This is a genomic window from Burkholderia sp. WP9 (assembly GCF_900104795.1).
In the GTDB taxonomy this organism is placed as follows: Bacteria; Pseudomonadota; Gammaproteobacteria; order Burkholderiales; family Burkholderiaceae; genus Paraburkholderia.
In genome coordinates this window covers 2145892-2169325 of sequence record NZ_FNTG01000002.1, presented here as the reverse complement: position 1 = coordinate 2169325, position 23434 = coordinate 2145892, and the positions used below count along the sequence as shown (strand labels likewise).

Sequence of the window (23434 nt, the reverse complement as noted above, 5' to 3'; positions counted from 1 at the left end):
AGGCGCCCGGCTCTCCGGCGCGCTTCACCGCCCGCCGACTACCCGCGTCCTGCGCGTACCTTTGGAGAAGCACCATGTCATCCCTCATGATTCGCGATCTGTCCGGCACCCGCGAGCTCGACCGCCGCGCCATGTCGGCGGTGGCCGGCGGCACCGGCAGCAGCGTGCCCGGCCTGCCCTCGGTTGCCGGCCTTGGCGGCATTGCCAACGTCAACGTCTCGATAAACCAGAACCTCAACCAGATGCAATACGTCAACGTTGCGGCACTCAACAACGTCGGCGTGATCGGCGCGGGATTCGTGCCGCTGCACCTGAACGTGAGCCCTTCGCTCTGGGGCGCTAACTACGCCAACGTCTGACGGCTCGCAGTAGCGAGGGCCGGGGGGCCTCACTACTGCCGGCAGGCCGTCACCGTCCGGCGAGCCGTGGATAGATTTCCTATACTGATAGTGCGAGGAGACCTCAGCACATGTCACAAGACACCCGGGCGGCAGCCGGCAATTCACACCGGCCAGCCGCCCGATTTCTTTTCGGGCGACGCACCGCCAAGTTGCTCCCCGACGACGCCCGACTTACCCACGCCCGCAAACACCCCGCATCGCTTCTTCGGCGTGAAAAAACGGGCTTGTTCATTTAGCCTGGTGAATGTCCGCACGCGGCGACGCCGCCGGCCGTGCGCTCACCTATGATGCTTAGGACGCCACGTGGTTTTTTTCGCCGTCCGCCAATAGCACGCACTATCCGGACAGCTTGTTGGCGCTAAAGCGGTCGCGCCGCATCCACGACGCACCGCAGACCTTCAGCGACGATGGCAGCGCGCCACGAGCCGGCATCGCCAATTCGAATTGGAGACGCCCATGAAATTCATCGTCCAATGGACCGGTCAACCTACTGCCGAGGGTTCCGTCATCGAACGCTTCATGAAGACCGGCGGCCAGGCGCCGGACGGTATCAAACTGCTGGGCCGTTGGCACGCTATCGGCGGATTGCACGGCTTTGCGGTCGTCGAAGCGGACGACACGCGCGGCATCTCGGCGCTGGCGCTCGAATGGGGCGACCTGCTCACCATGAGCATCTTCCCGGCCATGACCGACGAAGACCTGGGCGCCGCCCTCGGCAGACATCTGGCCGCCCGCAACAAGTAAGCACATCATGAGCGCCGGGCTCGCCGCGCCGCTTCCGAGCGGGCAACTGCTGCCGTTCCGCGAATCGCTGCTGGCGATGCTCGGCATCGCCTTCGTCGCGATGCTGGTGGCGCTGGATCAGACCATTGTCGGCACCGCCCTGCCGCGCATCGTCGCCGAACTGAAGGGCTTCGACCTGTACGCGTGGGTCGCGACGTCGTACATGCTGGCTTCCGTCATCACGATTCCCATCTTCGGGCGACTGGGCGATCTGTTCGGCCGCAAGCGCTTTCTACTCGCCGCGATCCTGTTGTTCACCGGTGCTTCCGTCTTGTGCGGACTCGCCAACAGCATGTTGGTATTGGTGATTTCGCGCGGCCTGCAAGGGATCGGCGGCGGCATTCTGATCGGCACGGTGTTCGCCACTGTCGCCGATCTGTTCCCCAATCCGAAACTGCGGTTGCGCTGGCTGGTGTTCGTCACGTCCGCCTTCGGCATCGCCAACATGATCGGGCCGACCCTCGGGGGCATGTTGACGCAATATGGCGGCTGGCGGCTGGTGTTCTTCGTCAACGTGCCGGTCGGACTCGTGTCGCTGCTGTTCGTGCAGCGCTTTCTGCCGCCGCTTCTCCATCTGCGGCGCAAGGGTCCCGTGCGGCTCGACTGGCTCGGCGCGTTCGTGCTCGCGCTCACGTTCGGCGCAGTGCAACTGCTGATCGAGCTGCTTCCGAGGCGCGGTCTCGACACCACGACCGTCGTGCTGATCGTCGTGAGCGCGACTTGCGGACTGATTCTGTGGCTATGGGAGCGGCGCGTGGGCTATCCGATCGTGCCGGTGGACATGCTCATGGACCGCAAGCTCTCCGCGCTCTTCGCCATGTCGGTGCTCGGCGGCTTCGCGCTGTTTTCGCTGGTGTTTTACGTGCCGCTGCTGTTTCAGGGCGGCTACGCAATGTCCGCGCATGACTCGGGCATGCTGATTACGCCGCTGCTGCTCGGCACGACGGTGGGCAGCGTGGTCAACAATCGTATCGTCACACGGATCCATCGCGCGAACGGCATCATGTATGTCGGTTTTGCGCTATCCGCGCTCGCCTGTCTCAGCGTGGTCGTCTTGCGCGGCACGGAGCCGCATCTGGTGTGGATGTCGTGTATGGGTATCAGCGGAATCGGCCTCGGCCTGGTCGCCACCAGCCTGACGATTTGTTCCCAGCAGATCGTCGCGCGGGATCATGTCGGCGCGGCCACCGCGCTGCTTCAATCGCTCAGAACATTCGGCGGCATGCTCGGCACCGTGATGACCGGCGCGTTGCTCGGCCATCTCTATTCGCGCGGCGTGCATCGCTCGCTCGACTCCTATCAGGCGACGCAGTGGTTCAAATCCTTCGCCAGTCCTGAACTGCTGGTGGATCGCGCGGAACAGGCCGCGTTGATCAATCGTCTGGTAAGCGCCGGCCACGCGGGCGACGCCATGATGAGATCCGCCCGCGAAGCACTGGTGCAATCGATTCACATCGGCATTCTGGTGGCTGGCGGCGCCGCGCTGATCGGGCTGTGCCTCGCGTGGTTCGTGCCCCCCGTGCGCATCAGCTATCCGGAAAGCGACCTCACGCCCGACGGCCAATCAGCCGCAGACGCCATTCCACCGCACCGCAGCGTGCTCTAAAGACGCCGCCCCATCTTCTTCTTGCATTCTGTATCGGTCGATATATAATTCGTTTCTATATCGACCGATACAGAATAGTCGTCAGCGACGCAGGAAGGACATTCATCATGGCAAGACCTCGTGAATTCGATGAGCACGACGTGCTGGAAGCGGCGAGCGCGGCTTTCTGGACAAAGGGCTACGAGGCGACCACCACGCGCGACCTGGTCAAATCGACCGGCCTGACGCAGCCGAGCCTCTACAACGCATTCGGCGACAAGCGCGCGCTGTATCTGCGTGCGCTCGAGCATTACCTCGAGCACACGTTGCGCGAGCGCATTAATCGGCTGGAGCGCAGCGTGTCGCCGGCTCAGGGCGTTACCCTGTTCTTCCATGAGATCCTGGAGCGAACGTTCGCCGACCCTGGCAAACGCGGCTGCATGCTGGTCAATACGGCGATCGAAACCGCATCGGACGACGAAGCATTCCGTGAAATCGTCGCCACGGAATTCGCAGAAGTCCGGGCGTTTTTCTACCGCCGCATGGTCGCGGCCACCGAAAGCGGTGAGATCACCGCCGTCGTTTCCGCCGACGACGCCGCAACGCACCTGCTGGCCACGCTGATCGGCGTTCGCGTCCTCGCGCGGGTCGATCCGCAACCGGCGCTGCTGATCGGCGCGATAGCGCCGGCTCTGCTGCTGCTCGGTTTGCCTGCTCTACCGGCGCAAGACAACAACGTCTGAGCCGGGCGCCTGACAAGGCGCAACCCTCCACTTCGATTTCATCACCGCCATCCGGCAGCGCCGCCATCAGCGCGCGCACCGGTAAAGGAACCGTCATGTCCGCTGCACCGATAACGTCCGCCAGTCCAGTCTCACTCGACGCCCGCGCGCTCTTTGCAACGCTCGCCGGACTGTGCGGCAGTCTCGTCGCCATCGGCCTCGCCCGCTTCGCTTACACGCCGTTGATTCCCTCGCTGATCCAGGCGCACTGGTTCAGCTCGTCGCAAGCGGTTACGCTCGGCGCGGCGAACTTCGCCGGTTATCTGGTCGGCGCGTTGATCGGCCGGCCGCTTGCATCGGCGCTCTCGAACCGCACCGCGTTGCGCCTGCTGATGGTCGTGGTGACCGCCGCCTTCTTCGCCTGCGCGTATCCGCTTTCGGTGAGCTGGTTCTTTGCGTGGCGTTTGTTGTCGGGCATTTCCGGTGGCGCGATCATGGTGCTGGTGGCGACCTCGATTCTTCCGCATATTCCGGCGCCGCGCCGTGGCTTCGTGAGCGGCATGATCTTTCTCGGGCTGGGCCTCGGCATCGCGGCATCCGGCACGTTGATTCCGAAATTGCTCCACTTCGGCTTGCAGACTGCGTGGATCGGCCTCGGCATCGTGGCATTGGTGCTGACCGCCGTGAGCTGGTTCGGCTGGCCCTCCACGAACCCGCCCGCCGCGGTCGTGCCGCCCGGCGCACATCACACGGCGCGCCCGCACGGCTTGACGCTGCGCGTGCTGTACGCGCAATACGCGGCGAATGCCCTCGGCCTCGTACCGGCGATGGTGCTGCTCGTCGACTACGTCGCTCGCGGCTTGGGGCGTGGCGCTGCAATCGGCGCGGACTACTGGGTGCTGTATGGCCTCGCCGCGATCGTCGGTCCGGTGATCTGCGGCAACGTTGCCGATCGTATCGGCTTCGGCAAGGCGTACCGCGTCGGACTGCTTCTGCAAGCAGCAGCGGTGGCCCTGCTCGCCTTTTCAGGCAGCGCAGTGGCGCTGGCTGTATCGACCGTGATTCTGGGCATTTTCACACCGGGCGTCGTGCCGCTCGTGCTCGGACGCATTCACGAACTCGTGCCGCACGATCACACCGAACAGCGCGCCGCGTGGAGCCGCGCGACGACAGCCTTTGCGCTCTTCCAGGCACTGGGCGGATACGGCTACTCGTACCTTTTCTCGCACACGCATAACGATTACGCGTTGATCTTCACTTGCGGAGCGATAGCACTCGCTATCGCATTCGTCGCGGATCTCGTTGCATCGCGTATCGGAGCCGCCGCCCGCAACACCGCGCAGTGACGCGACAAAGAATTTCCAGGTCGACTTTCGCCTTGGGCATGCGGTTTGCTGATCCATGACATCGATACTGCAAGTACGCAGGAACGCTCGCAATGCGGGCCCTGTGTGGCTGTCGTGAAGGCAGATCTTATCAACCAGGCGGAGGTCATTCATATGTTGGGAACTATTCTTCTAGTCGTGCTGATTCTTCTCCTGATCGGTGCGCTCCCGTCGTGGCCGCACAGCCGTTCTTGGGGCTACGGTCCTACCGGCGGTATCGGTCTCGTGGTGATCGTGGTGATCGTGCTGCTGGTCGTCGGTGTCATCTAGCCGTTGATGCCGTAGCGAGGTAACAGTCTTATTCTTTGAAGTTGGGTCGAAGGCCGCCGGATATCTCTGCAGTTCGCTGCATGGATATCCGGCGGCCTTTCTTTGTCGACGGTCGACTCACATCCCAAGTTGCCACGCCGGGGGGACACGATGGAAAAATTACTCGCGAATCAGGTTGCTCTCGTCACAGGCGCCAGTTCGGGCATTGGCTACGGTGTCGCCAAAGCGCTTGCGGACGCAGGCGCGGCCGTCGTCGTGAACTATCACTCGCATGCCGAGGCGGCCGAGCGCAACGGAGGATATCGGCAGGGTCGCAATCTGGCTCGCCTCGGATGAAAGCGACTACGTGATCGGCACGACGTTGCTCGTCGACGGCGGCATGACGCTGTATCCGGGCTTCGGGGACAACGGTTAGCCGTTGCCCGTGAGCAGTTGTTCGAAGAGATCCGTATCGCCCATCTGCCCGCCCTTGAGCATGATCTCCATGCCATCGAGTTCCGCGCGATCGGCGTGAAGACGGCACACCGTGACGCCCGCCGATAACGGTGCGATATACGACAGTCCCCATGCGCCGAGCGCGCGCACGGCAAGACTCGACGTGTCGCCGCCCGCAATGCCGATGCGGTGCAAGCGCACGGCACCGAGCACCTGTTGCAACAGTGAAGCACACGCGTGCGCGAGTGCCGGCAGCGCGCCGCCTTCGCCCGACGGTTGGCGCCTTGTGAACGCAAGTACGTTGCGTCCGTCGCGCAACGGGCCGGTGATCGCCGCCAACCGGCCGGCCAGATAGTCGCTCGCCGCGTCGCCCGTCATTTGCAAGGGGTCCAGTTCCACGCGCAGATAGGATTGCGCCGCGCGGATCTGCACCTCGGTCAACGGCGACAGACTGCCCGCCAGCACGAAAACGGGTCCGCGCGCACGGGTCAACAGCGGCGCGCTTCGGGTTTGCGCCGCGGCAAGTTCGGAGCCGGTCTCACGCGCTAACGCGTACGCCTGCGCGACGCTGCTCGCGCCGATCGCGAGCACGGGCGCCGATCGCGCGGCATGACGCGCGATGAGCCGGCCAAGCGCTAGCAGATGCGAATCGTCGAGCACGTCGAACAGCAACGCGTCGGGTTTCGAATCGAGCCGGCGCTGGACTTGCGCTTCGAGCCCGGCGTCGTCGCCGGCATAGCAGCGCCAGTCGATCAATTGCACATTGTCCACACCCTGACGCTGAAGATGCACGCGCAAGTCCGCTTCGTTCATCGGCGTAACGGGGTGCCGGCTCATAGTCGGATGACGGTCGATGCGATAGACCGTCTGCGCGCTATCGTTCGCACCGGCTGCCGCGAATAGTTCGCCGAACACGCAATAGCGGCGCAAATTCGGCTGACCGCCGATCACCGCGACGAGTTCGTTCGCACAATACGCTCGCAACGTGCGCAGCGCCACGCCGATGCTGCCGGTCTCCGGCGCGCTATCGAACGTCGAACACACTTTGTAGTGCATCACCCGCACGCCGAGTTCCGCAAAAGCGGCGCCGACTTGCTCGAGCTCCTGCCGCTGCGCAGCGGGTGCCATGCTCCGAGCGGCGCCCGCCACGCCAATTGCATCGAGCCGGCCGAGCGTCGAAAGACGCGCGGCATCCGGCGGCGCGAAGAACAGCATGGTGCGCAAACCCGCGCGAGCGAGATGAGCCAGCGTGTCGGTCGCGCCGGTGAAGTCGTCGCCGTAGAAGGCGTAAGCGGGAGCGTCGCTGGATCTCTCGCGAACAGTGCTCATCGTTTGTTCCGTGTCGCGTGCAGGGGTCACGTGCGGCTGCCGAAAAACGCCAGCGCGCGCCGCAGTTCCGGCATGTGCTCGGCGTACTCCGGCAGCGGCGTGCCGGCCTGCACCGCCGCCCAAGCCTGGCGCACGCTCGTGACGCCCGCAGCGGGGCCGTCCGGATGCGCGAGAATGCCGCCGCCCGACATGAACAACAAGTCGGTCGAGCGCACCGCGTCGAAGGTCGCCTGCACGGTGCCGGCCCACTGCCCTGACGAAAACGCCGGCAGCACCGCATCGTCGCGACCGGCGGCGAGCGGTGTCGCGCAATCGCGCGCCGACTCGATCACTTCGGCGTCGCTCTGGGCGAATTTTCCGGCGAGACCGTGCACGTGCATATGATCGACGCCGCTCAAGCGCCACAGCGTCTGATAAGCCTGAAACGACATGCCGAGCGCCGGATCGCGCGACATCATGCCATAGCCGTTGCGGTGCGCGTGAAGCACCAGCGGGGTCGCGCGGCGCAGCGTCTGGATCGCGGAAAAGCCGCACCAGTTGATGCTCGCCATCACGCAACTGCCGCCTTCGCGCTCGACCAGTTCCGCGTGGCGACGCATGGCGTCGAGGTCGTCGGTGATATTGAACGCGACCATCACAGGCCGGCCGCTGCGTTCACGGTAGCGGCGCACTTCGGACATCACTGCCCGCACGCGCTCCGCAAGCGGCGCATGCGCGGGATTTGCGCACACCTCGTCGTCCTTGATGAAATCGACGCCCGCCTCGCACAGATCGCGCACCAGCGCCGCCGTTTCCGCCGCGCTCAGGCCGACATTAGGCTTGATGATGGTGCCGATCATCGGCCGGTCCTTCACTTGCGTCAGCGCGCGCGTGCCGGCCACGCCATGTCGTGGCCATTCGAAACGCGCACGATACGAAGCCGGCAAACGTAGCGAGAGCAGACGCATGCCCGTCACCTCGCCGAGATCGTATAGATTACCGGCGACGGTCGCCGCCAACGTGGGTAGATTCGCGTCGATATTGGCGAGCGGAAACGACAGCGTGATGCGCGCGCGCCGCCACGGACCCGGCGTGCCCTGACGCGCGAGCCATGCATTCGGCAAGCTGGGCTGCGCCGCCGCCTCGAGTTCTTCGACGCGCAGCACGCTCGCGCGGCTGCGTGCGCGCAGCGCATCCGATTCGTTGGCGACGCGCACGAACGTGCCGCTCGACTGTTCGCCCGCCATGACGTCCGCGACGCGGCGAGGGTCGAGCGGCGTCTCGATCAGATAGTCGGCTTCGAGCGTGTCTTCGTCGACGGTCTGTGGTTGCGGCGCCGCGCTCATAGCGTGCCCAGATCAGGAAAGCGGCGCACCGGCTCGCGGCCGTCCCAGTCGAGCGACGCCTTGTAGATCATGTCGAAGAGCTTGCCTTTCGGCCCGGCGATCTCGGACAACTCGATCACCGTACCGGGATGATTCTCCGTGTCGAAGTAGACAAAGCGCCCGTTGCGTCCCACTTCGCCGCTCATCGCGACTTTGAAACCTTGCGCCTGCAGGCGCGCGAGATCGGCGTCGAACGAGGTGGTCCAGTAAGCGTTGTGCTGCAAGCCCGTATGGCCCGCGGCGAGAAAGTCGCGATACATCGACGGTGCGTCGTTGCGCGTCTGGATCAATTCGACCTGCAACGGTCCCGAGTTCGCCAGCGCAACCGAGTTATGCACCTCGTACGTTTGCCCACGGTACGTATAGTTTTCGATCGGCACGCGTTCGTTATAAAACCACGGACCGACGCCGAGCACGCGGCTCCAATAGTCCATCGCGGCTTCGATATCCCGCACCACGTAACCTGCCTGCCGGATTTCGCCAAAGAAACGACTCATGAAACTCTCCCGATGCTGCGGGGTTGAAAGACGAGCGACGCCCCGGCGCGGCGAAAACGCAGCGCCCGAAGGTCGAACCTGTTAAGAAACCTGAGAGACCCGCTTAGAGAAACCCGATCGAAATCCAGGGAATTGCCGCGACCACGATCAGGCCGACGAGCAACGCGCCCATATAGCCGACAATCGGCCGAATTCCCGCGTCGGGATTGACCTTGCTGATCGCGCACGCCGAGTAGTAGCCGACGCCGAACGGTGGCGAAAAGAGGCCCACACCCATCGAGAGAATCACGACGATCGCGTAATGCACTTCATGCACACCCGCGAGCCGCGCAATTGGAAACAGCAGCGGTCCGAACAGCACGATCGCCGGAATCCCTTCGAGCACGCTGCCGAGCATCACGAATACGACGATCGACACCGCGAGAAAGCCGTATGCGCCGCCAGGCATCGAGCCCATGACTTGCGCGAGATCCTGCGAAAAGCCGGACTGCGTAAGCGCCCACGCCATGGCAGTGGCACAGCCGATGATGAAAAGAATCGCACCCGACAACGTCGCCGCATCCACCAGCATGCGGCCAAGCCGCCGCCAGTCGAAGCGGCGATACACCAGCAGGCCGATCAGCATCGAATACGCAATGCCGATGGTCGACACCTCGGTCGCCGTCGCCACGCCTTCGACCACGGCCATGCGAATCACAAACGGCAGCGCGAGCGCGGGCAGCGACACGATGAACAGACGCCCGATTTGCCGCTTGCTGAAACGTTGCGCGCCGCTCAGGTCTTCCTTGCGATAGCGCCACCACACCACCGCACACAGAATCAGCGCGAGCACCGCGCCTGGCAGCATGCCCGCCGTAAAGAGCGCGGAGATCGACAGGCCCGTCACCGAACCGATCGTGATCAGCACAATGCTCGGCGGAATGGTTTCGCTTTGTGCACCGGTCGTGGCGAGCAGCGCAACCAGATCGCCTTCGGAAGCGCCGCGTTTTTTCATCTCCGGGAACAGCACCGGCGCAATCGCCGCCATGTCCGCCACTTTCGAACCGGAGATGCCCGACACCAGGTACATGGCGCCGATCAGCACGAACGACAGGCCGCCATGCACATGGCCGACGAGGCTCGCGAGAAACTCGATCATCGCGCGCGCCATGCCGGTCATCTCGATCAGCAGGCCGAGAAAGACGAAGAGCGGCACCGCCAGCAGCACGAGATGCGACATGCCTTCGTCCATGCGCCCGACCACGACTTCGAGCGGCGTAAAGGTCGAGAGGCCCAGATAACCGAACGTGGCGAGCGCAAACGAAAACCCGATCGGCACGCCCGAAAAAATCCCGACCGCCACGACGCCGACGAAAAAGATCACGAGATTGGTCTTGCCGAGCGTTTGAAACCACGGCCCGGCGAACACGACCACTGCGCCAAGTACGGCGGTGATCCCGAGCGCGATCACGACGTCGCGCACGCGGCTCACCTGGGCCAGCCGGATCAGCCCGACCAGCAGCATGAGCGCGGCGCCGATCGGCAACGCGAGCGCCCGCCACGCATTGCTGATCTGCAAGGCGGGCGTCACGATCGCCGCCTCGCCGGAGGCATAGTCGTACGCAGGAGCGATCAACAGCGCGAGCAACGCGATCGATGCGGCGATCGCCAGCGTATCGACCAACGCGCGACGCGGCGCCGACAGCCGGCTGACCAGCGCGGTCATGCGCATATGTTCGCCGCGCCGCAACGCGAGCACCGCGCCGAGCATGGCGAGCCACAGGAACAGAATGCCCGCCAGTTCATCGGACCATACGAGCGGCTGGTGCAGCGCGTAACGACACACCACGCCCGCCAGCATCACGACGATCTCCATGGCGAGCAGCGCCGCCGCGCACACTTCGACGAGCGCGATCAGACCGCGATCGAAACTCCTCAGCCAGCGGCGCGGCATGCTCGCGGTGTGCAACGGCACTCCCGCTTCCGCCGGATTCAATGCGTGATTCGACATCCTGCTGCCTCCTCGCGGCGGCTCGCCGCGCTTCGTCTCAGCCTCGCCCGTATGCAGCACGGTCAGGCCAGCTTGCCGACTGACTGTTCGAGCAGGTCCCACGCCTGATTGCCGAACTTGCTTTTCCATTCGGCGTAGAAACCCGCCTGGCGCAACGCCGCGCGAAACGTATCCGGCGCAGGACGGTTGATCGAGAGCCCCTTGCTTTGCAGATCCGCGACTGCCGCGTCGTTCAGCTTGCGCACGTCCTCACGCTGCCTGAGCGCCGACTGGTTGAACGCGTCGCTGGCAATGCCCTGCAGATCCTTGGGCAAGCGTTGCCACGCGCGCGGGTTCAGCACGAACCAGTAGCCGTCCCACATGTGATTGGTCAGCGAACAGTACTTCTGCACCTCGTAGAGCTTGGCGACCTGCACGATCGGCAGCGGATTCTCCTGGGCATCGACAATATGCGTTTGCAGCGACGAATAGACCTCGCTGAATTGCAGGCTCGTCGGCGCGGCGCCGAGTCCTTTGAACATATCGATGCTGAGCGGACTCACCGGCACGCGAATCTTCAGACCGCGCATGGTCTGCGCGCTCGTGATCGGGCCATTGCTGGTAGTGGTCTGACGAAAACCGTTGTCCCACATCTTTTCGAACGATTCGAGGCCGGCCTTCTGCATCGCCGCGCGCACGTACGCGCCGAGCTTGCCGTCCATGGCGCCCCACACCTGGTTGTAGTCGCTGAACGCGAAGCCGACCGCGTTGATCGCAACCGATGGCGCAAGCGTCGATACCACCAGCGCCGACGGCGTGAACATTTCGATGCCGCCGCTGCGCACCTGCGCGAGCATGTCGGTGTCGCCGCCCAACTGGTTGTTAGGGAATATCCGGATCTCCATGCGCCCTTTCGACGCCTCTTTGATCTGGTTGGCCGCTTCCTGCGAGCGCACGTTCAACGGATGCGTGAGCGGCAGGTTGTTGCCGTACTTGAACACGAACTCCGGGCCGGACGCCGCGCGCACGATCGCCGGAAAGCCCAGCGCGCCGGCTACCGGCACGGCGGCTGCCGCACGCAGCAGTGTGCGTCTCGCGAGGTTGGTCATTTGAGCGTCTCCTTGCTTATAATTGATGTGAACGTCGAATCCATCAAAAACCATCATCGCCCGCTCTTACGCCTTGATTTCCAGTCGCCGGTGTTGAGTCGTCGCGTGATAGCTGCAAGACTAGGCGTGCGCGGCAAGCGCTGTCAAACCGCGAACTTGATGGTTTTTGATGGACTTCCTTTCTGTGAAGGACTGCTATGTCCGAAACGGTTCACCTCAGCGCCGCTGTGCGCGCGCGCATTCCCGACATTGCGCGCGCCGCCGGCGTTTCGACCGCCACAGTGGATCGCGTGCTCAATGGCCGCGAAGGCGTGCGCGCCGTGACGGCGCAACGCGTGCTGCAAGCGGCCGCCCAACTCGGCTATCTGCTCACGCCTCAGGCGCCTACCGCGTCCGCCTCGAAGCCGATGCGCATTGCGTTCCTGCTGCCCGCCGGCACCAATCGCTATTTGCGCATGCTCGGCGACTACATCGACTTCGCTCACGATCAGTGGAACGCGTTGGATATGAAGTGCCGCGTGCACTACGTCGAGAGTTTCAACCCGAAGGAACTGGCCGACCGTCTGTTGCATTACGGACAGCGTGCGGACGGCGTGGTGTTCATGGCGCTCGAACATCCCGTTGTGCGCGATGCCGTGAATGCATTGGCCGACCAGGGCGTGCCGGCCATCACGTTGATTTCGGATTTATCGAATGCGCGGCGGCTGGCTTATGTGGGTATCGACAATCGTGCGGCCGGGCGCACGGCTGCGCTACTGCTTGGACGCTTCATGGGCCCGCGGCCGAGCGGAAAGATCGCGATGCTCGCGGGCAGCCTCAACTATCGTGGACATGAGGAGCGCGAGATCGGCTTCCTCCATTTGATCGAATCGACGTTCCCACAAGTGCGCGTAATTGGATTGCGTGAAGGACACGATGATAGCGAGCGCAACTATATGCAGACGCGCAAGCTACTGGAGCAGCATCCGGATCTGGCCGGCATTTACAACAGCGGCGGCGGATCGGATGGCGTGGCGCGCGCGATTGTCGAAGCGCGTTCGGAACAGAAGATTCTGTTCGTCGGTCATGGCTTGACGCCCGACACGCGAGCCTTGTTGATCGACGGCACCATGGACGCGTTGATCACGCAAACGCCGCAGGCCATGGTGGGGAATTGTCTGCGCATTTTCCGCAACGTGCGCGAGAAGCGCGATGCATTGAGCGACGTGAAGCCTGTGCAATTCAGCATTGTTCTGCGGGAAAATTTGCCCTGAGATGACCGCGAGAGCGTCACGTAAGAGAACGTCGCACGTCAGGCACGCCGGATGCTCAATCACTTTCGTATTCAAACCTCGATACGAAAGGAGATCACACCATGCCTTATCTTCTCGGCTGGCTGCTTGGCGTTCCGTTGATCGTACTGGTCATCCTGTACCTCATTTTCCATTAACTCCTTGGTGAGAGTTCACCACTTGCGCAGTTGAACTGAACTTCGTTTCATTGCTTCGTTTCACTGCGGCGCGGCCTCTCTGAGGCTGCGACACGAAAGGCGACGCCGGTGTTCGGCTGTCGCCTTTCGTGCGTCCGCTCGATGCTCGCTTGCGGGAGCACGCGCGTGCATATCTTTCCGCTTGCACTGCAGCGAATGGCGCGTAAAACTAATCTTCGCTGGTCCACGCACGATGCCATATCTGCATACGTATGCCCGGAAAGCGTGCGAGCACGGAGGGACCGATGGCAAGCAACGAGTACACGCTGTCACACCAGGACGTGGTGGAGGCCGTCATTATTCATCAGGGTATTCATGAGGGCTTCTGGACGCTCAACGTCAATTTCGACGTGGCGGCCGGCCACGGCGCGCAAACATCCGATCCATGCCTTGCGGTGACGATCAGGGGCATCGGCATCACGCGCGCGTCGCCGGCCGATCCGTTCGCGATCGACGCCGCATTGGTCAATCCGCCGGCGCCCCAGCGTGTGGAAGGAACGGTGCATATTGCGGCGGCCGTGAACGGCACGCATGAGCACGGCATGCAATTTTGTCGCGACGTCTATCGCAATGTTGCGGTACAGAGCGCGGTAAAGGGGCCCGTCAAAGCGGGCTAACCAAGCGAGAACGTGTGGCTATTTTTCCAAGCGATCCATGATGGCCAGTGCGCTGCGCTGTAGCGGATGCGCTCAGTTTAGAGCGGCTTCCATGCTAACCAGTACACGCTCCACCCAATGATTCGCCGCACGTTGCCGCATCGGCCTATGTAAAACCGTGCATAGACGATGAGAAGAAATTGCCGTCGATGCCACGCTCCGTGCAAACACGAGAGCCAATGCATGTCGGCTGGGAACATGCGTTCATGCCCGGCGAGCGCGCCCTCCGACGTGGGTAACGCCGGAAATCGCCCGCGTGCCGCCTTCCTGTGAAAGACAGCGAGACCCGGATGGCGGCTTTTGGCCGCATGAGACCGTGGGCGCGAGGCCCGCGGCCCGGACGGTTGTCCCGGGCATGAATGCACCCTGAAAATATATCCGGAGACAGTCTGGATAGGCTTCTTAAAGCAATGAAGCTTATGGTCAGAGTCGGGACAATATTCAGCTAGAATACAAATTTAAAGAACAATCTTCCGCCATCGCCCATGAGCACCCGAAATCGCCCGCTCGACAACCAGGATCGCAAGATCCTGCGCGAGTTGCAGAAAAACGCGCGCCTGAGCAACGCCGAACTGGCGGAACTGGTTGGCATGTCGACCACCGCGTGCTGGAACCGCACGCGTCAGTTGGAAACCGATGGGTATATCCGCGGCTACGTCGCCCTGCTCGATCAGCAGAAGCTCGGCTTCGCGGACGTAGTCCTGCTCGAAGTCACTTTAGACCGTCACGACGACGACGCCCTCGCCCGCTTCGGCGCCGAACTGGCTACGCTCACCGAGGTGCTCGAGGCTTATCTCGTGTCGGGCGACTACGACTATCTGGTGAAGGTGGCGGTCGACGGTACGGCGGGCTACGAGCGTTTTCTGCGCGAGAAGCTCTACAAGATCGCCGGCATCCGTCATAGCCGTTCGATGTTCGCCTTGCGTTGCATGAAGAGCATCCCGTCCGTGCAGGTGTGACGTGTGAGGAGCGAAACGTGGGCGCGCGGCGCACTTGCCTGCATGCGCGGACCCACAATCAACGCAGCGGCTTCTGACACGCCGCCAGCACCGCGCCTGCCGCGAGCAACAGCGCGGAATACACCAGCCCGCGCGCGAGGCCCGCGCCGTCCGAGACCCAGCCGATCACCATCGGCCCGACGATCTGTCCGAACGCGAACACGATTGTGAACGCGCTGATGCCCTTGGCCCAGTGACTCGCGGGCAGATTGTGGCGCACAAAGGCCGTAGTCGACGCCACGGCCGAAAGGAATGTCGCGCCGAACAGCGCGCCGGATACGAACGCCACCCAAGGCTGCGTGAACAGCGCGGGCAGCAGCGTCGCCACTGCAAGCAATGTGTTGAGGACCGCAAGCGCCTGGCCGCCGCGCATACGGTCGAGCAGACTCGACCACACGCGCGCCGACACCACGGTCGCCACGCCGAGCAGCAGATAGAAGCCTGTGACGACAGCCGCGCTCATGCCCGCATTGCGCAGCAACGCGACGATGAACGTCATGTAGCCGATATAGCCGACGCCGAACAATCCGTATCCCGTCAGCGCCAGACTGAATCGCGGCCAGCGGGGCGCGTTGGCGGCCGTGTGTGACTGCGCAGCTGACGACAGCGTCGGATGCACGCTCTCGATTTTTCGCGCCGCACCGACGGCCACCGCGGCGAGCACCGCGCACGCGAGCGCGAGTGCGAACCACGCGAACTGCCAACCGTGCGCGACGTTGACAATGGTCAGCGGCACCAGCACCGACGACGCCACGATGCCCCACCCCGTGCCGCCGTAATACAAGCCGAGGACAAGCCCCGCGTCGTGCGGTCTCGCCGACGCAAGCCGTGCCGCCAACACGCCACCGCTGATAAAAATCCCCGCACTGCTCGCGCCGGTGACCACGCGCAGCGCGAGCAGTGAGTGCGTGTCGGCAACCAGGCCGCTGCCGGCCATTAGAAGCGCCGTCGCCACGCAACCGCCGCCAAACAGCGCGCCGGCTGACCAGCGGCGCGCAAGGCGCGGAAAAGCCAGCGCACCGAGCAGATAACCCAACGCATTAGCCGTGTTCATCGCGCCGGCTTGCGCGAAGCTCCAGCCGAGGTCGAGTTTCATCGACGGCAACAGCAGCGCGTAGGCGAAACGGGCAAGCCCGAGCGCAATCGCGCTTCCTAGCGACAGCGTGGCGGCAAGCATCAGCGTGGGGAGGCGCTGCGCCGTCTGGGCAGGCTTGGAAGTCGAGGCGGCGTCGAGTGTTTTTATCGGCATTTGGCTGGCGGAAGTGGGCAAGGAGACTGCAAGCCGTTTGTGCCGGAAAGGCTGAATTCGGCACTTCGCCATCATATCCGCGGACGCCTCGCGGGGTTGACCGTTAGTTGCGTTATGGCATCGACCTTCTGCGCCATGGCCGCGCACGTGTTGCGGCAGGCGCCGGACGTGCATCACTCTGACAACACGTCTAAATGCGAATGATTTGCATTTAGACGGAATTTGGCTCATCATCCAACCCAGCCGGCTCAAGGTGAACCAAGCAGCTGATGCCGGCACCCGACATAACCTCTGACGCAGGTTCTGCGTCATCGCCCATCCGTCGCACGACATGCGCTGGCCTGCGACGCGGCGTCTGTCCCATCTGGCCGGCGCGATTCGTTGGACCGTGTCCACCCAGGAGCATCGATGAACTTTCGCTCTCAGCACACCGGCCGCCCGGAACTGATCGACGACCATCCGGCCGATTCCGCCGACGCCCCCGATCGCACCGTCCTGAGCGCCGTGCGCACCTGGCTGCGTCCCTCTTGCGAGACGGCGAGCGGCGATGCGCACTGGCGCGAGATACTCAGCGGCGCCGGCTTGCGCCAGGACGGCATCGAACACTTCGATCTGCTGATGCGTTCGCTGATGCACGTGTCGTATCGTCCGCTCGACATGCGCTGCCGCTGCGCCCGCGATCTCGGCAAAGACGAAGCGGTGGTTTTGCAAACCATCGCGCTGCTGCAAAAAACGCACAGCGGCGCCGCGTTGCGCATGCTGAACGACTGGCTGCCGGCGCCCGCGGTTAGCGGTGTTCTGAAGTTGATTCGCTGGTTCGCCATCGATTTGCTCGACGCCGGTGTGGAACTCGACGTGCAAGCACGGCGCGTCACGTACATGCATTGAGGAAGCCGGCCTATGTCATTGGACTCGGACCAGGTTTGTCTAACGGCCTCGCGTGGGCGCGACAGCGGCGCGTCACGCGCAGTTGAAGGCGGCGTTGAAGGCGCAATTGAAGGCTCAGTTGCAAGCGCAGTTGAGCGCACCGATGAGGGCACCGCTGAGGGCGCCGCTGGCGCACCTGCAGCGCACGCCGCCCGACTCGCACGCGAGATCGCCACGGCAACGGCATTCCAGTGCCATCCACTGACGCGTAGCCGTCCACACAATGTCGTCGCACCACGCGCAGGCGAATTACATCTGTGGCGATTCCGCTGCGAATGGCTACCGGTGCCCGTGCAGGAAGGCGATAACTGGCTCTCCAAGACCGAGCGCGAGCGTGCGCGACTGCATCCCAACACCGCATTGCGCAAACGCTTCATCAGCGCGCGCGTGGTGGTGCGGTGGATCGTCGCTCACCTGTTCGACTGCGAGCCGCACGCCGTCGATCTACACGACGACGGCAACGAGAAACTGCGCGCGCGCCATCCGCGCGACGGCCGCGGCATCACAATCGATATCGCGTACGGCGGTATCTGGATCATGATCGGTGTTGCATCGACAACGCTCGGATTGAGTGTCGTCGTGCCCGCGCCCGGCGCGGCGCCGGATCAGACGCCGGAAGCATCGCGCCGGCACGCTCGCTATAGCAGCCTTTGCAGTGCGTTGCGTTACGCGCCTGTCGATATCGATCTCGAACTGCTGTTCAGTCCCACCGCGACCGGCGCGTTCGATCTCGCGGAATATGGCCGCTGGCATGTACTCGATGTGCCGATGGCCGGCAAGATTCGTGCGGCGGTCGCGCTAGCGCAGCCGCTCACACAGGTACATACGTTTGGCTGGCCGAAGTCATTGGTATTTGGGGAAGCAAACGCGTAACGCGCTGCATGGGCCGCTCTATGGCCTCTAGCGCCGCAACGCCGTCGCCGACCAGGCGACGCACGCCGCGTAGCCGTCCGGCGCGGCAAGCCAGCGCGCGTCGACTTCACGCATGTCGTCGGGAATCTGATTGCGCAGCGTCACGCGCATGCTCTCACGCGGCAGCACCGTCAGATGTTGCAACCCGCGCGTGATGCCCGCGCCCGTCGTTTTGACGAGCGCTTCCTTGGCAACCCATGCATCGTAAAACGCAGCGGTTTGCCGAGCCGCGTCGAGACCTTCGATCCATACGGCTTCTTTCGGATCGAGCGTCAGCGTCGCGATCGAATGCCAATCGAATGTGTCGCTGTGCTGCTCGATATCGACACCGACGCGCCGCATCGGCGAGATCGCGATCAGGCCATGCTCGCCCGCATGCGACACGTTGAAATCGAAGCGATCCGACTCCGCGAGATGAGGACGGTGGTTGGCATCGGCTGCAAAGCGCACGGCGTGTGCCGCGATGCCAAGGCCCCGCGCGAGTTGCTCACGCAACGCGGCACGCACGGTGGCGAAACGCAACGCGTCTTCATGACGGCGAAAGTGACGGGCGCGCGTGAGTTCTTCGTCGCTAAGGGACGCGAAAGCCGGGGCGTTCAGCGACTCGGCGAAGTCGATATCGATCCGCCACACTGCAATGTCGGACGGGCCGTCGTGCGGCAGCGGAACAGGGTCGATGAAATGCATCGCGAAGGTTCGGACGGTCTACGGGCTGTCGCAACAGAATACTCGCGACTGTACCCCATAATCCCGTCCGGACCGGTACGCGTCTTCACGCGCGTTTGCCGTCCTTCGGCACGCCGAGCACCATTGCCACGCCGCTGACGAACAGCAACGCGGTCAGCACATACAGCGCGTTGTCCATGCTCCCGGTGTGCGTCTTGATCAACCCGATCACCCACGGACTGACAATACCGCTCGTAATGCCGATGCTGCTGATCAGCGCGATCCCGGCCGCCGCCGCCGTGCCGGACAAATACCCCGACGGCACCGTCCAGAAGATCGGCAGGGCCGCGAAGATCAGCACCGCAGCCAGAGAAAGAATCGCGAGCATCGCGGGAAAGCTGCTCAGATGAAGCGTCAGCAACGAGAGCGCCACGCCGCCGCCAATCGTGCACACCGCGAAATGCCGGCGACGTTCACCATGGCGATCCGAATGACGCGCGATCAGAATCAGCCCCACCGCGCCGATGGCGTTGGGAATCACCGTGTACAGGCTGATGGCGAGTACATCGTGCACCCCGAAGTCGCGAATCATCAGCGGCATCCAGAAGTTCAGCGTGAGCGAGGCGCAGGTCAGCGAAAAGTAGACGAACGCGAACAGATAGACCCGCGGATTACGCAACGCCTGCGTGAACGAGCGGGACGAATGCGCGTCAGCCGCAGGCCGGCGGTCTTCGTCGCGTTGCGCGATCAATTGCGCTTTCTCCGCGGCGGTGAGCCACGCGGCATGTTGCGGGCCGTCCACCAGATAGAACGCGGCAAGCAGGCCGAGCACGATGGCGGGCGCGCCTTCGATCACGAACATCCATTGCCAGCCGAACAGGCCCAGCACGCCGCCCATGTCACGCATGATCCAGCCGGACACGAGGCCACCGAGCACCCCTGCCACCGCCACACCCGCGAAGAAGATCGACAGCACGGCCGCGCGCCGCCGCGCCGGATACCAGTAGGTGAGATACAGCACGATGCCGGGAAAGAAGCCCGCTTCGAACACGCCAAGCATGAAGCGCAACACATAGAAGTGCGTGGGTTTCGACACCAGCATCATGCCGACCGACGCAATCCCCCACAGCAGCATGATCCGCGTGAACGTGCGGCGTGCGCCGAAGCGGGCGAGCAGCATGTTGCTCGGCACTTCGCACAACACGTATCCCACATAGAAGACCGCGGCGCCAAGCCCGTACATTGCGTCGCTGAAGCCGAGATCGTGCTTCATCTGCAATTGCGCAAAGCCGATATTGATGCGATCGAGAAACGACACCACATAACAGAGAAACAGAAACGGAATGATCCGTAGCGAAACCTTGCGATACAGCAGGTCGTCGTGCGCGGCAGCGGATGCGCCCGGCTCGAGCGCGGGGGCGAGGGGTTGGCTCATCGGTTATCTCCAAACGTGAGGGTCCAACGGACCCGTTGGGTCCGGCGTCTTGCTGCGCCGCGTTGTTGTCTGCTACTGAAACGGCAGGCGAGGTGGTCGACACGCCGCGTTGCCGTCGTGGGTTGCGCGTGGCACGAACGGCCACGCGCGGGTTTTCGTTACAGGTACGGGTTCAGGGTTCTACGAGAGCCGGGTCAGGCCGCCAACGGATGCGACTGCGCGCCGCGCCCCGAAGAAACGTCGATCACCCCCTCGCGCGCATGCTGCATCGCTTCGAGCAGCGTGGCGTGATCGCCGATATGGTTGGCGAGCAGCAGGATCAGTTGCGCATTGGCCGATTGGCTCTGCGCATCGTCCAGATCCCGATGCATATCGATCAACGCCTCGTAGAAATCGTCGGGACGGGCGAGATTCGGTTGCGTGTTCAGTGTCATGTCTGTCTCCTGCTATTTTTTGCTGATGCGGCGCGTGCTACGCGAGCCGCTTTTGCCGGACGTTCAAGCCGTGCCTTCCACGTACAGCGCGCGTTTCAATGCGGCTTCCACATCAGCCGCAGCAAGCTGCCGCCAGCGCGCGCAAACATGCTGGTCCGGACGAATCAGATAGAACGTGCCGGGCGTTGCGTCATAACGCGAGTGGGCCAGCCCTTCGATATCGTGCGCGACTTGAGCGCCTGCCAACGCGCCGCGCTGTTCGGAGTCACGCGTCACCACCACGAGCTTCAACGGAATCGGTCCGCTGCGCAACGCGTCCAGTGCGGCCTGAGTAGACTGATCGACACCTTGCCCGCCACAGAACAGCACGCCGGTGAATTGCTGGCCGAGGTGCTGCAAGAGCCACGCGGGCTGTCCCGCCACCTGCATCGGCGCATCCACGCACGACGCGCCCGGCACCATTGCCCCTTCGAAAGGCTCGCTGTCCGCTGTATTCAGCGGAGAATCGCGCAGCACCGCCGGCACCGAGAGACGGCCGCTGTTGGTCAATTGCCGCGCGAACGGATGATGACGCGAGAGCTTCAGCACCGCGTCGCGGAACACACGGCTCACGGGGCTCTTCGGCGTAATGAAATCGGTGGAGCGGGTGGAGTTGCGGATGTTTTCGTCAGCGGCGAATTCGCGTTCGCTCGCATAGGTGTCGAGCAAAGCGTCGGAGGCCTTGCCTTCGAGCACCATGGCCAGCTTCCATGCGAGATTTTCCGCATCCTGCACGCCGCTATTCGCACCGCGTGCGCCGAACGGCGACACGCCATGCGCCGAGTCGCCGGCGAACAGCACGTTGCCGTGGCGAAAGCGGTCCATGCGCAAACACGAAAACGTATAGACGCTGACCCATTCCAGCTCGAACTTCGCGTCCGGCCCGAGCAACGCACGCACGCGCGGGATCACGCGCTCCGGCGTCTTTTCCAGCACCGGATCGGCGTCCCAACCTAACTGGAAATCGATCCGCCACACGTTATCCGGCTGACGATGCAGCAGCACCGACTGATTCGGATGGAACGGCGGATCGAACCAGAACCAGCGTTCGGTTGGAAACTCGGCTTCCATCTTGACGTCGGCGATCAGGAAGCGATCCTTGAACGTCACGCCTTTACTGTCGAGTCCCATCAGGTTGCGGATCGGACTGCGCGAGCCGTCGGCGGCAACCACATAGCGGCCGCGCAACGCATATTGACCGTTGGGCGTATCAACGCTCAGCGTCACGCCGGCGTCGTGAGTGCCGGGCGTACCGCTTTGCTGCACGCCGACCACTTTGCTTTTCCAGCGGATCTCGAGATTGGGCATCTCCTGCGCGCGTTCGAGCAGGAAGCCTTCAACGTAGTATTGCTGCAGGTTGATGAAGGCGGGCCGGTTGTGGCCCGCTTCCGGTTGCAGATTGAACGTGTACACCAGTTCGTCTTTCAGGAACACCTTGCCGACGTTCCAGCTGATGCCCTTGTCCACCATTCGCTGGCCGCACCCCAAGCGATCGAAAATATCGAGCGAGCGCTTCGAAAAGCAGATCGCGCGCGAACCGGTGGACAGCGAACAATCGTCGTCGACCAGCACGACCGGCACGCCCTGCTGCGCGATATCGATCGCGGTAGCGAGACCCACCGGGCCCGCGCCGACCACGATCACGGGATAGACCGCCTGCTCCGCGCCGCCTCGCGCGCTCTGTTCACGGCACGGCTGGTACTCGAACGACAGCGTCTGGTAGTTGGTGCTCATCTTGTGTCTCCGTCCTTCTCTGCTCTGCTTTGTCTTGCTGTGCGTCTGTCTCGGTCAGGCTTGCAGCGCGTCCCACATTTCCTTGTCGCGTTGCGCGGTCCAGATGCGCGGATGCGTGATACCGCTTGCTTCGTCGAAAGCACGCGACACGTCGAACGGCAGGCAGTGCTCGTAGATAAAGACATGGCCGAACTTCGGGTCCATCGCCTTGCGCGTGTGCGCCATCGCGGCCTTCAGGTCGAGTTGCTGCTCGACGGCTTCTCGGCCCTGCTGCAGCAGCGTGGTGACGAAGTCCTTCGTGTAATCCAGACCTTTGTTGACGTCTTCCGGCGTGGTCAGCGCGGGGCCGCGGCCCGGCACGAGCTTGTCGGCCTTCAGCGCGCGCAATGCTTCCAGCGTGGCCGGCCATTGTTCGAGTTGGGCATCGCCGCAATAGCAGGCCGCGTCGTACTCGACCAGGTCGCCGGAGAACAGCACCTTCTGCGACGGCAGCCACACCACCGTGTCGCCCTTGGTGTGACCTGCGCCGAGATGCGCGATGCGCACTTCGAGCTTGCCGAGGAACAGCGTCATTTCCTTTTCGAAGACGAGCGTGGGCCACGTCAAACCCGGCACCGTTTCGACACCGGCGAACAGGCGAGGAAAGCGCTCGATTTCCGACTTCATGTCCGCTTCGCCGCGCTCGACGATCATTTCGTACGTGCCGCGGCTCGCGATCACCTCCTGCGCGCCTTCCTCGAAATACGCCGATGCGCCGAGCACGCGCACCGCGTGGTAATGCGACAGCACGACGTATTTGATCGGCTTATCCGTCACGCTGCGAATCTTCGCGATGAGGTCTTGCGCCATGGCCGGCGTGGCGGTGGTGTCGACGATCAGCACGCCGTCGTCGCCGATGATCACGCCCGAATTCGGATCGCCTTCAGCCGTGTAGGCGTAGGCGTTCTCGGACAACTTGGTCCACGTGACTTTTTTGACTTCCAGGTCGGCCTGGGATGCGAATGCCTTTGCCATGATGCGTGTCTCCCTCAAAAGTTGGACGTGAGGCGAGACGGCCGGCTGCGCGA

General features: G+C 63.4%; 23 protein-coding genes and 1 pseudogene. 13 read left to right on the top strand and 11 right to left on the bottom strand.

The window, feature by feature from the left end; all coding sequences use genetic code 11:
• The first annotated feature begins 74 nt into the window (after positions 1-74).
• The 8 genes and pseudogenes from BLW71_RS30870 (at position 75) to BLW71_RS42800 (ending at position 5561) form a co-directional block, all read left to right on the top strand.
• Positions 75-359 carry a hypothetical protein gene (locus BLW71_RS30870; RefSeq protein WP_091806164.1) on the top strand — a complete coding sequence of 95 codons (285 nt, stop codon included), beginning with the start codon at positions 75-77 and terminating at the stop codon, positions 357-359.
• A gap of 498 nt (positions 360-857) precedes the next feature.
• Entirely contained in the window at positions 858-1145 is a 288-nt protein-coding gene (locus BLW71_RS30865) for a DUF3303 domain-containing protein (RefSeq protein ID WP_091806161.1), read from the top strand.
• A gap of 7 nt (positions 1146-1152) precedes the next feature.
• Positions 1153-2790 carry an MFS transporter gene (locus BLW71_RS30860; protein WP_091806158.1) on the top strand — a complete coding sequence of 546 codons (1638 nt, stop codon included), beginning with the start codon at positions 1153-1155 and terminating at the stop codon, positions 2788-2790.
• Positions 2791-2897: 107 nt separating this feature from the next.
• A complete protein-coding gene (locus BLW71_RS30855) occupies positions 2898-3512 on the top strand; it encodes a TetR/AcrR family transcriptional regulator (RefSeq protein WP_091806155.1) in 615 nt (204 codons plus the stop codon).
• A 95-nt stretch (positions 3513-3607) separates the two neighbouring features.
• Positions 3608-4837 carry a YbfB/YjiJ family MFS transporter gene (locus BLW71_RS30850; protein ID WP_091806152.1) on the top strand — a complete coding sequence of 410 codons (1230 nt, stop codon included), beginning with the start codon at positions 3608-3610 and terminating at the stop codon, positions 4835-4837.
• Between the two features lie 153 nt (positions 4838-4990).
• Entirely contained in the window at positions 4991-5146 is a 156-nt protein-coding gene (locus BLW71_RS30845; protein WP_091809080.1) for a DUF3309 family protein, read from the top strand.
• A gap of 150 nt (positions 5147-5296) precedes the next feature.
• Positions 5297-5437, top strand: a pseudogene (locus BLW71_RS30840) (SDR family NAD(P)-dependent oxidoreductase); the annotation flags it as partial.
• Positions 5418-5561 carry an SDR family oxidoreductase gene (locus tag BLW71_RS42800; protein ID WP_353615902.1) on the top strand — a complete coding sequence of 48 codons (144 nt, stop codon included), beginning with the start codon at positions 5418-5420 and terminating at the stop codon, positions 5559-5561. The pseudogene BLW71_RS30840 and the gene BLW71_RS42800, both read left to right, overlap by 20 nt.
• On the opposite strand, the gene BLW71_RS30835 is transcribed toward BLW71_RS42800, so the two are convergent.
• The 5 genes from BLW71_RS30835 to BLW71_RS30815 all read right to left on the bottom strand — a co-directional run bounded on the left by BLW71_RS30835 (position 5558) and on the right by BLW71_RS30815 (position 11849).
• Complete coding sequence (locus BLW71_RS30835; RefSeq protein WP_091806149.1) at positions 5558-6910, bottom strand: four-carbon acid sugar kinase family protein; 1353 nt, start codon at positions 6908-6910, stop codon at positions 5558-5560. The genes BLW71_RS42800 and BLW71_RS30835 overlap by 4 nt on opposite strands.
• A gap of 26 nt (positions 6911-6936) precedes the next feature.
• A complete protein-coding gene (locus BLW71_RS30830; protein WP_091806146.1) occupies positions 6937-8235 on the bottom strand; it encodes a ribulose-bisphosphate carboxylase large subunit family protein in 1299 nt (432 codons plus the stop codon).
• Positions 8232-8771, bottom strand: a complete 540-nt coding sequence (locus tag BLW71_RS30825) for a VOC family protein (protein WP_091806143.1) — start codon at positions 8769-8771, stop codon at positions 8232-8234. The genes BLW71_RS30830 and BLW71_RS30825 overlap by 4 nt, the downstream gene beginning before the upstream one ends.
• 103 nt (positions 8772-8874) lie before the next feature.
• The gene (locus BLW71_RS30820; protein WP_091806139.1) at positions 8875-10761 is read right to left on the bottom strand and encodes a TRAP transporter large permease; all 1887 of its coding nucleotides are present in this window, start codon (positions 10759-10761) and stop codon (positions 8875-8877) included.
• A gap of 62 nt (positions 10762-10823) precedes the next feature.
• Positions 10824-11849: a TRAP transporter substrate-binding protein gene (locus tag BLW71_RS30815; RefSeq protein ID WP_091806136.1), complete on the bottom strand. Its 1026-nt coding sequence runs from the start codon at positions 11847-11849 to the stop codon at positions 10824-10826.
• A 197-nt stretch (positions 11850-12046) separates the two neighbouring features.
• On the opposite strand from BLW71_RS30815, the gene BLW71_RS30810 reads away from it, so the two are divergent.
• The 3 genes from BLW71_RS30810 (at position 12047) to BLW71_RS30800 (ending at position 14932) form a co-directional block, all read left to right on the top strand.
• The gene (locus tag BLW71_RS30810) at positions 12047-13102 is read left to right on the top strand and encodes a LacI family DNA-binding transcriptional regulator (RefSeq protein ID WP_091806133.1); all 1056 of its coding nucleotides are present in this window, start codon (positions 12047-12049) and stop codon (positions 13100-13102) included.
• Between the two features lie 460 nt (positions 13103-13562).
• Positions 13563-13934 (top strand): hypothetical protein, encoded by a 372-nt coding sequence (locus tag BLW71_RS30805; protein WP_091806130.1) that lies wholly within the window; start codon positions 13563-13565, stop codon positions 13932-13934.
• A gap of 524 nt (positions 13935-14458) precedes the next feature.
• Complete coding sequence (locus BLW71_RS30800; RefSeq protein WP_091806127.1) at positions 14459-14932, top strand: Lrp/AsnC family transcriptional regulator; 474 nt, start codon at positions 14459-14461, stop codon at positions 14930-14932.
• Positions 14933-14990: 58 nt separating this feature from the next.
• Here the strand turns inward: BLW71_RS30800 and BLW71_RS30795 are convergent, their stop codons facing one another.
• Positions 14991-16220 (bottom strand): YbfB/YjiJ family MFS transporter, encoded by a 1230-nt coding sequence (locus BLW71_RS30795; protein WP_091806123.1) that lies wholly within the window; start codon positions 16218-16220, stop codon positions 14991-14993.
• Between the two features lie 408 nt (positions 16221-16628).
• Between BLW71_RS30795 and BLW71_RS30790 the strand changes: the two genes are divergently transcribed.
• The gene (locus BLW71_RS30790) at positions 16629-17108 is read left to right on the top strand and encodes a hypothetical protein (RefSeq protein WP_091806120.1); all 480 of its coding nucleotides are present in this window, start codon (positions 16629-16631) and stop codon (positions 17106-17108) included.
• Positions 17109-17120: 12 nt separating this feature from the next.
• Positions 17121-18020: a 4'-phosphopantetheinyl transferase family protein gene (locus tag BLW71_RS30785; protein WP_091806117.1), complete on the top strand. Its 900-nt coding sequence runs from the start codon at positions 17121-17123 to the stop codon at positions 18018-18020.
• Between the two features lie 27 nt (positions 18021-18047).
• Here BLW71_RS30785 and BLW71_RS30780 read toward each other — a convergent pair whose 3' ends face one another.
• From BLW71_RS30780 to BLW71_RS30760, 5 genes are all read right to left on the bottom strand, one after another.
• Positions 18048-18746: a 4'-phosphopantetheinyl transferase family protein gene (locus BLW71_RS30780; RefSeq protein WP_091806114.1), complete on the bottom strand. Its 699-nt coding sequence runs from the start codon at positions 18744-18746 to the stop codon at positions 18048-18050.
• An 85-nt stretch (positions 18747-18831) separates the two neighbouring features.
• Positions 18832-20160, bottom strand: coding sequence for an MFS transporter (locus tag BLW71_RS30775; RefSeq protein WP_091806111.1), 1329 nt, complete (start codon positions 20158-20160; stop codon positions 18832-18834).
• A gap of 194 nt (positions 20161-20354) precedes the next feature.
• Positions 20355-20594 (bottom strand): DUF2783 domain-containing protein, encoded by a 240-nt coding sequence (locus BLW71_RS30770; protein WP_091806107.1) that lies wholly within the window; start codon positions 20592-20594, stop codon positions 20355-20357.
• A 63-nt stretch (positions 20595-20657) separates the two neighbouring features.
• On the bottom strand, positions 20658-22367 hold the full coding sequence (locus tag BLW71_RS30765; RefSeq protein ID WP_091806105.1) for an FAD-dependent oxidoreductase: 1710 nt from the start codon (positions 22365-22367) through the stop codon (positions 20658-20660).
• Between the two features lie 54 nt (positions 22368-22421).
• The gene (locus BLW71_RS30760; RefSeq protein ID WP_091806102.1) at positions 22422-23381 is read right to left on the bottom strand and encodes an MBL fold metallo-hydrolase; all 960 of its coding nucleotides are present in this window, start codon (positions 23379-23381) and stop codon (positions 22422-22424) included.
• Between the last annotated feature and the right edge of the window lie 53 nt (positions 23382-23434).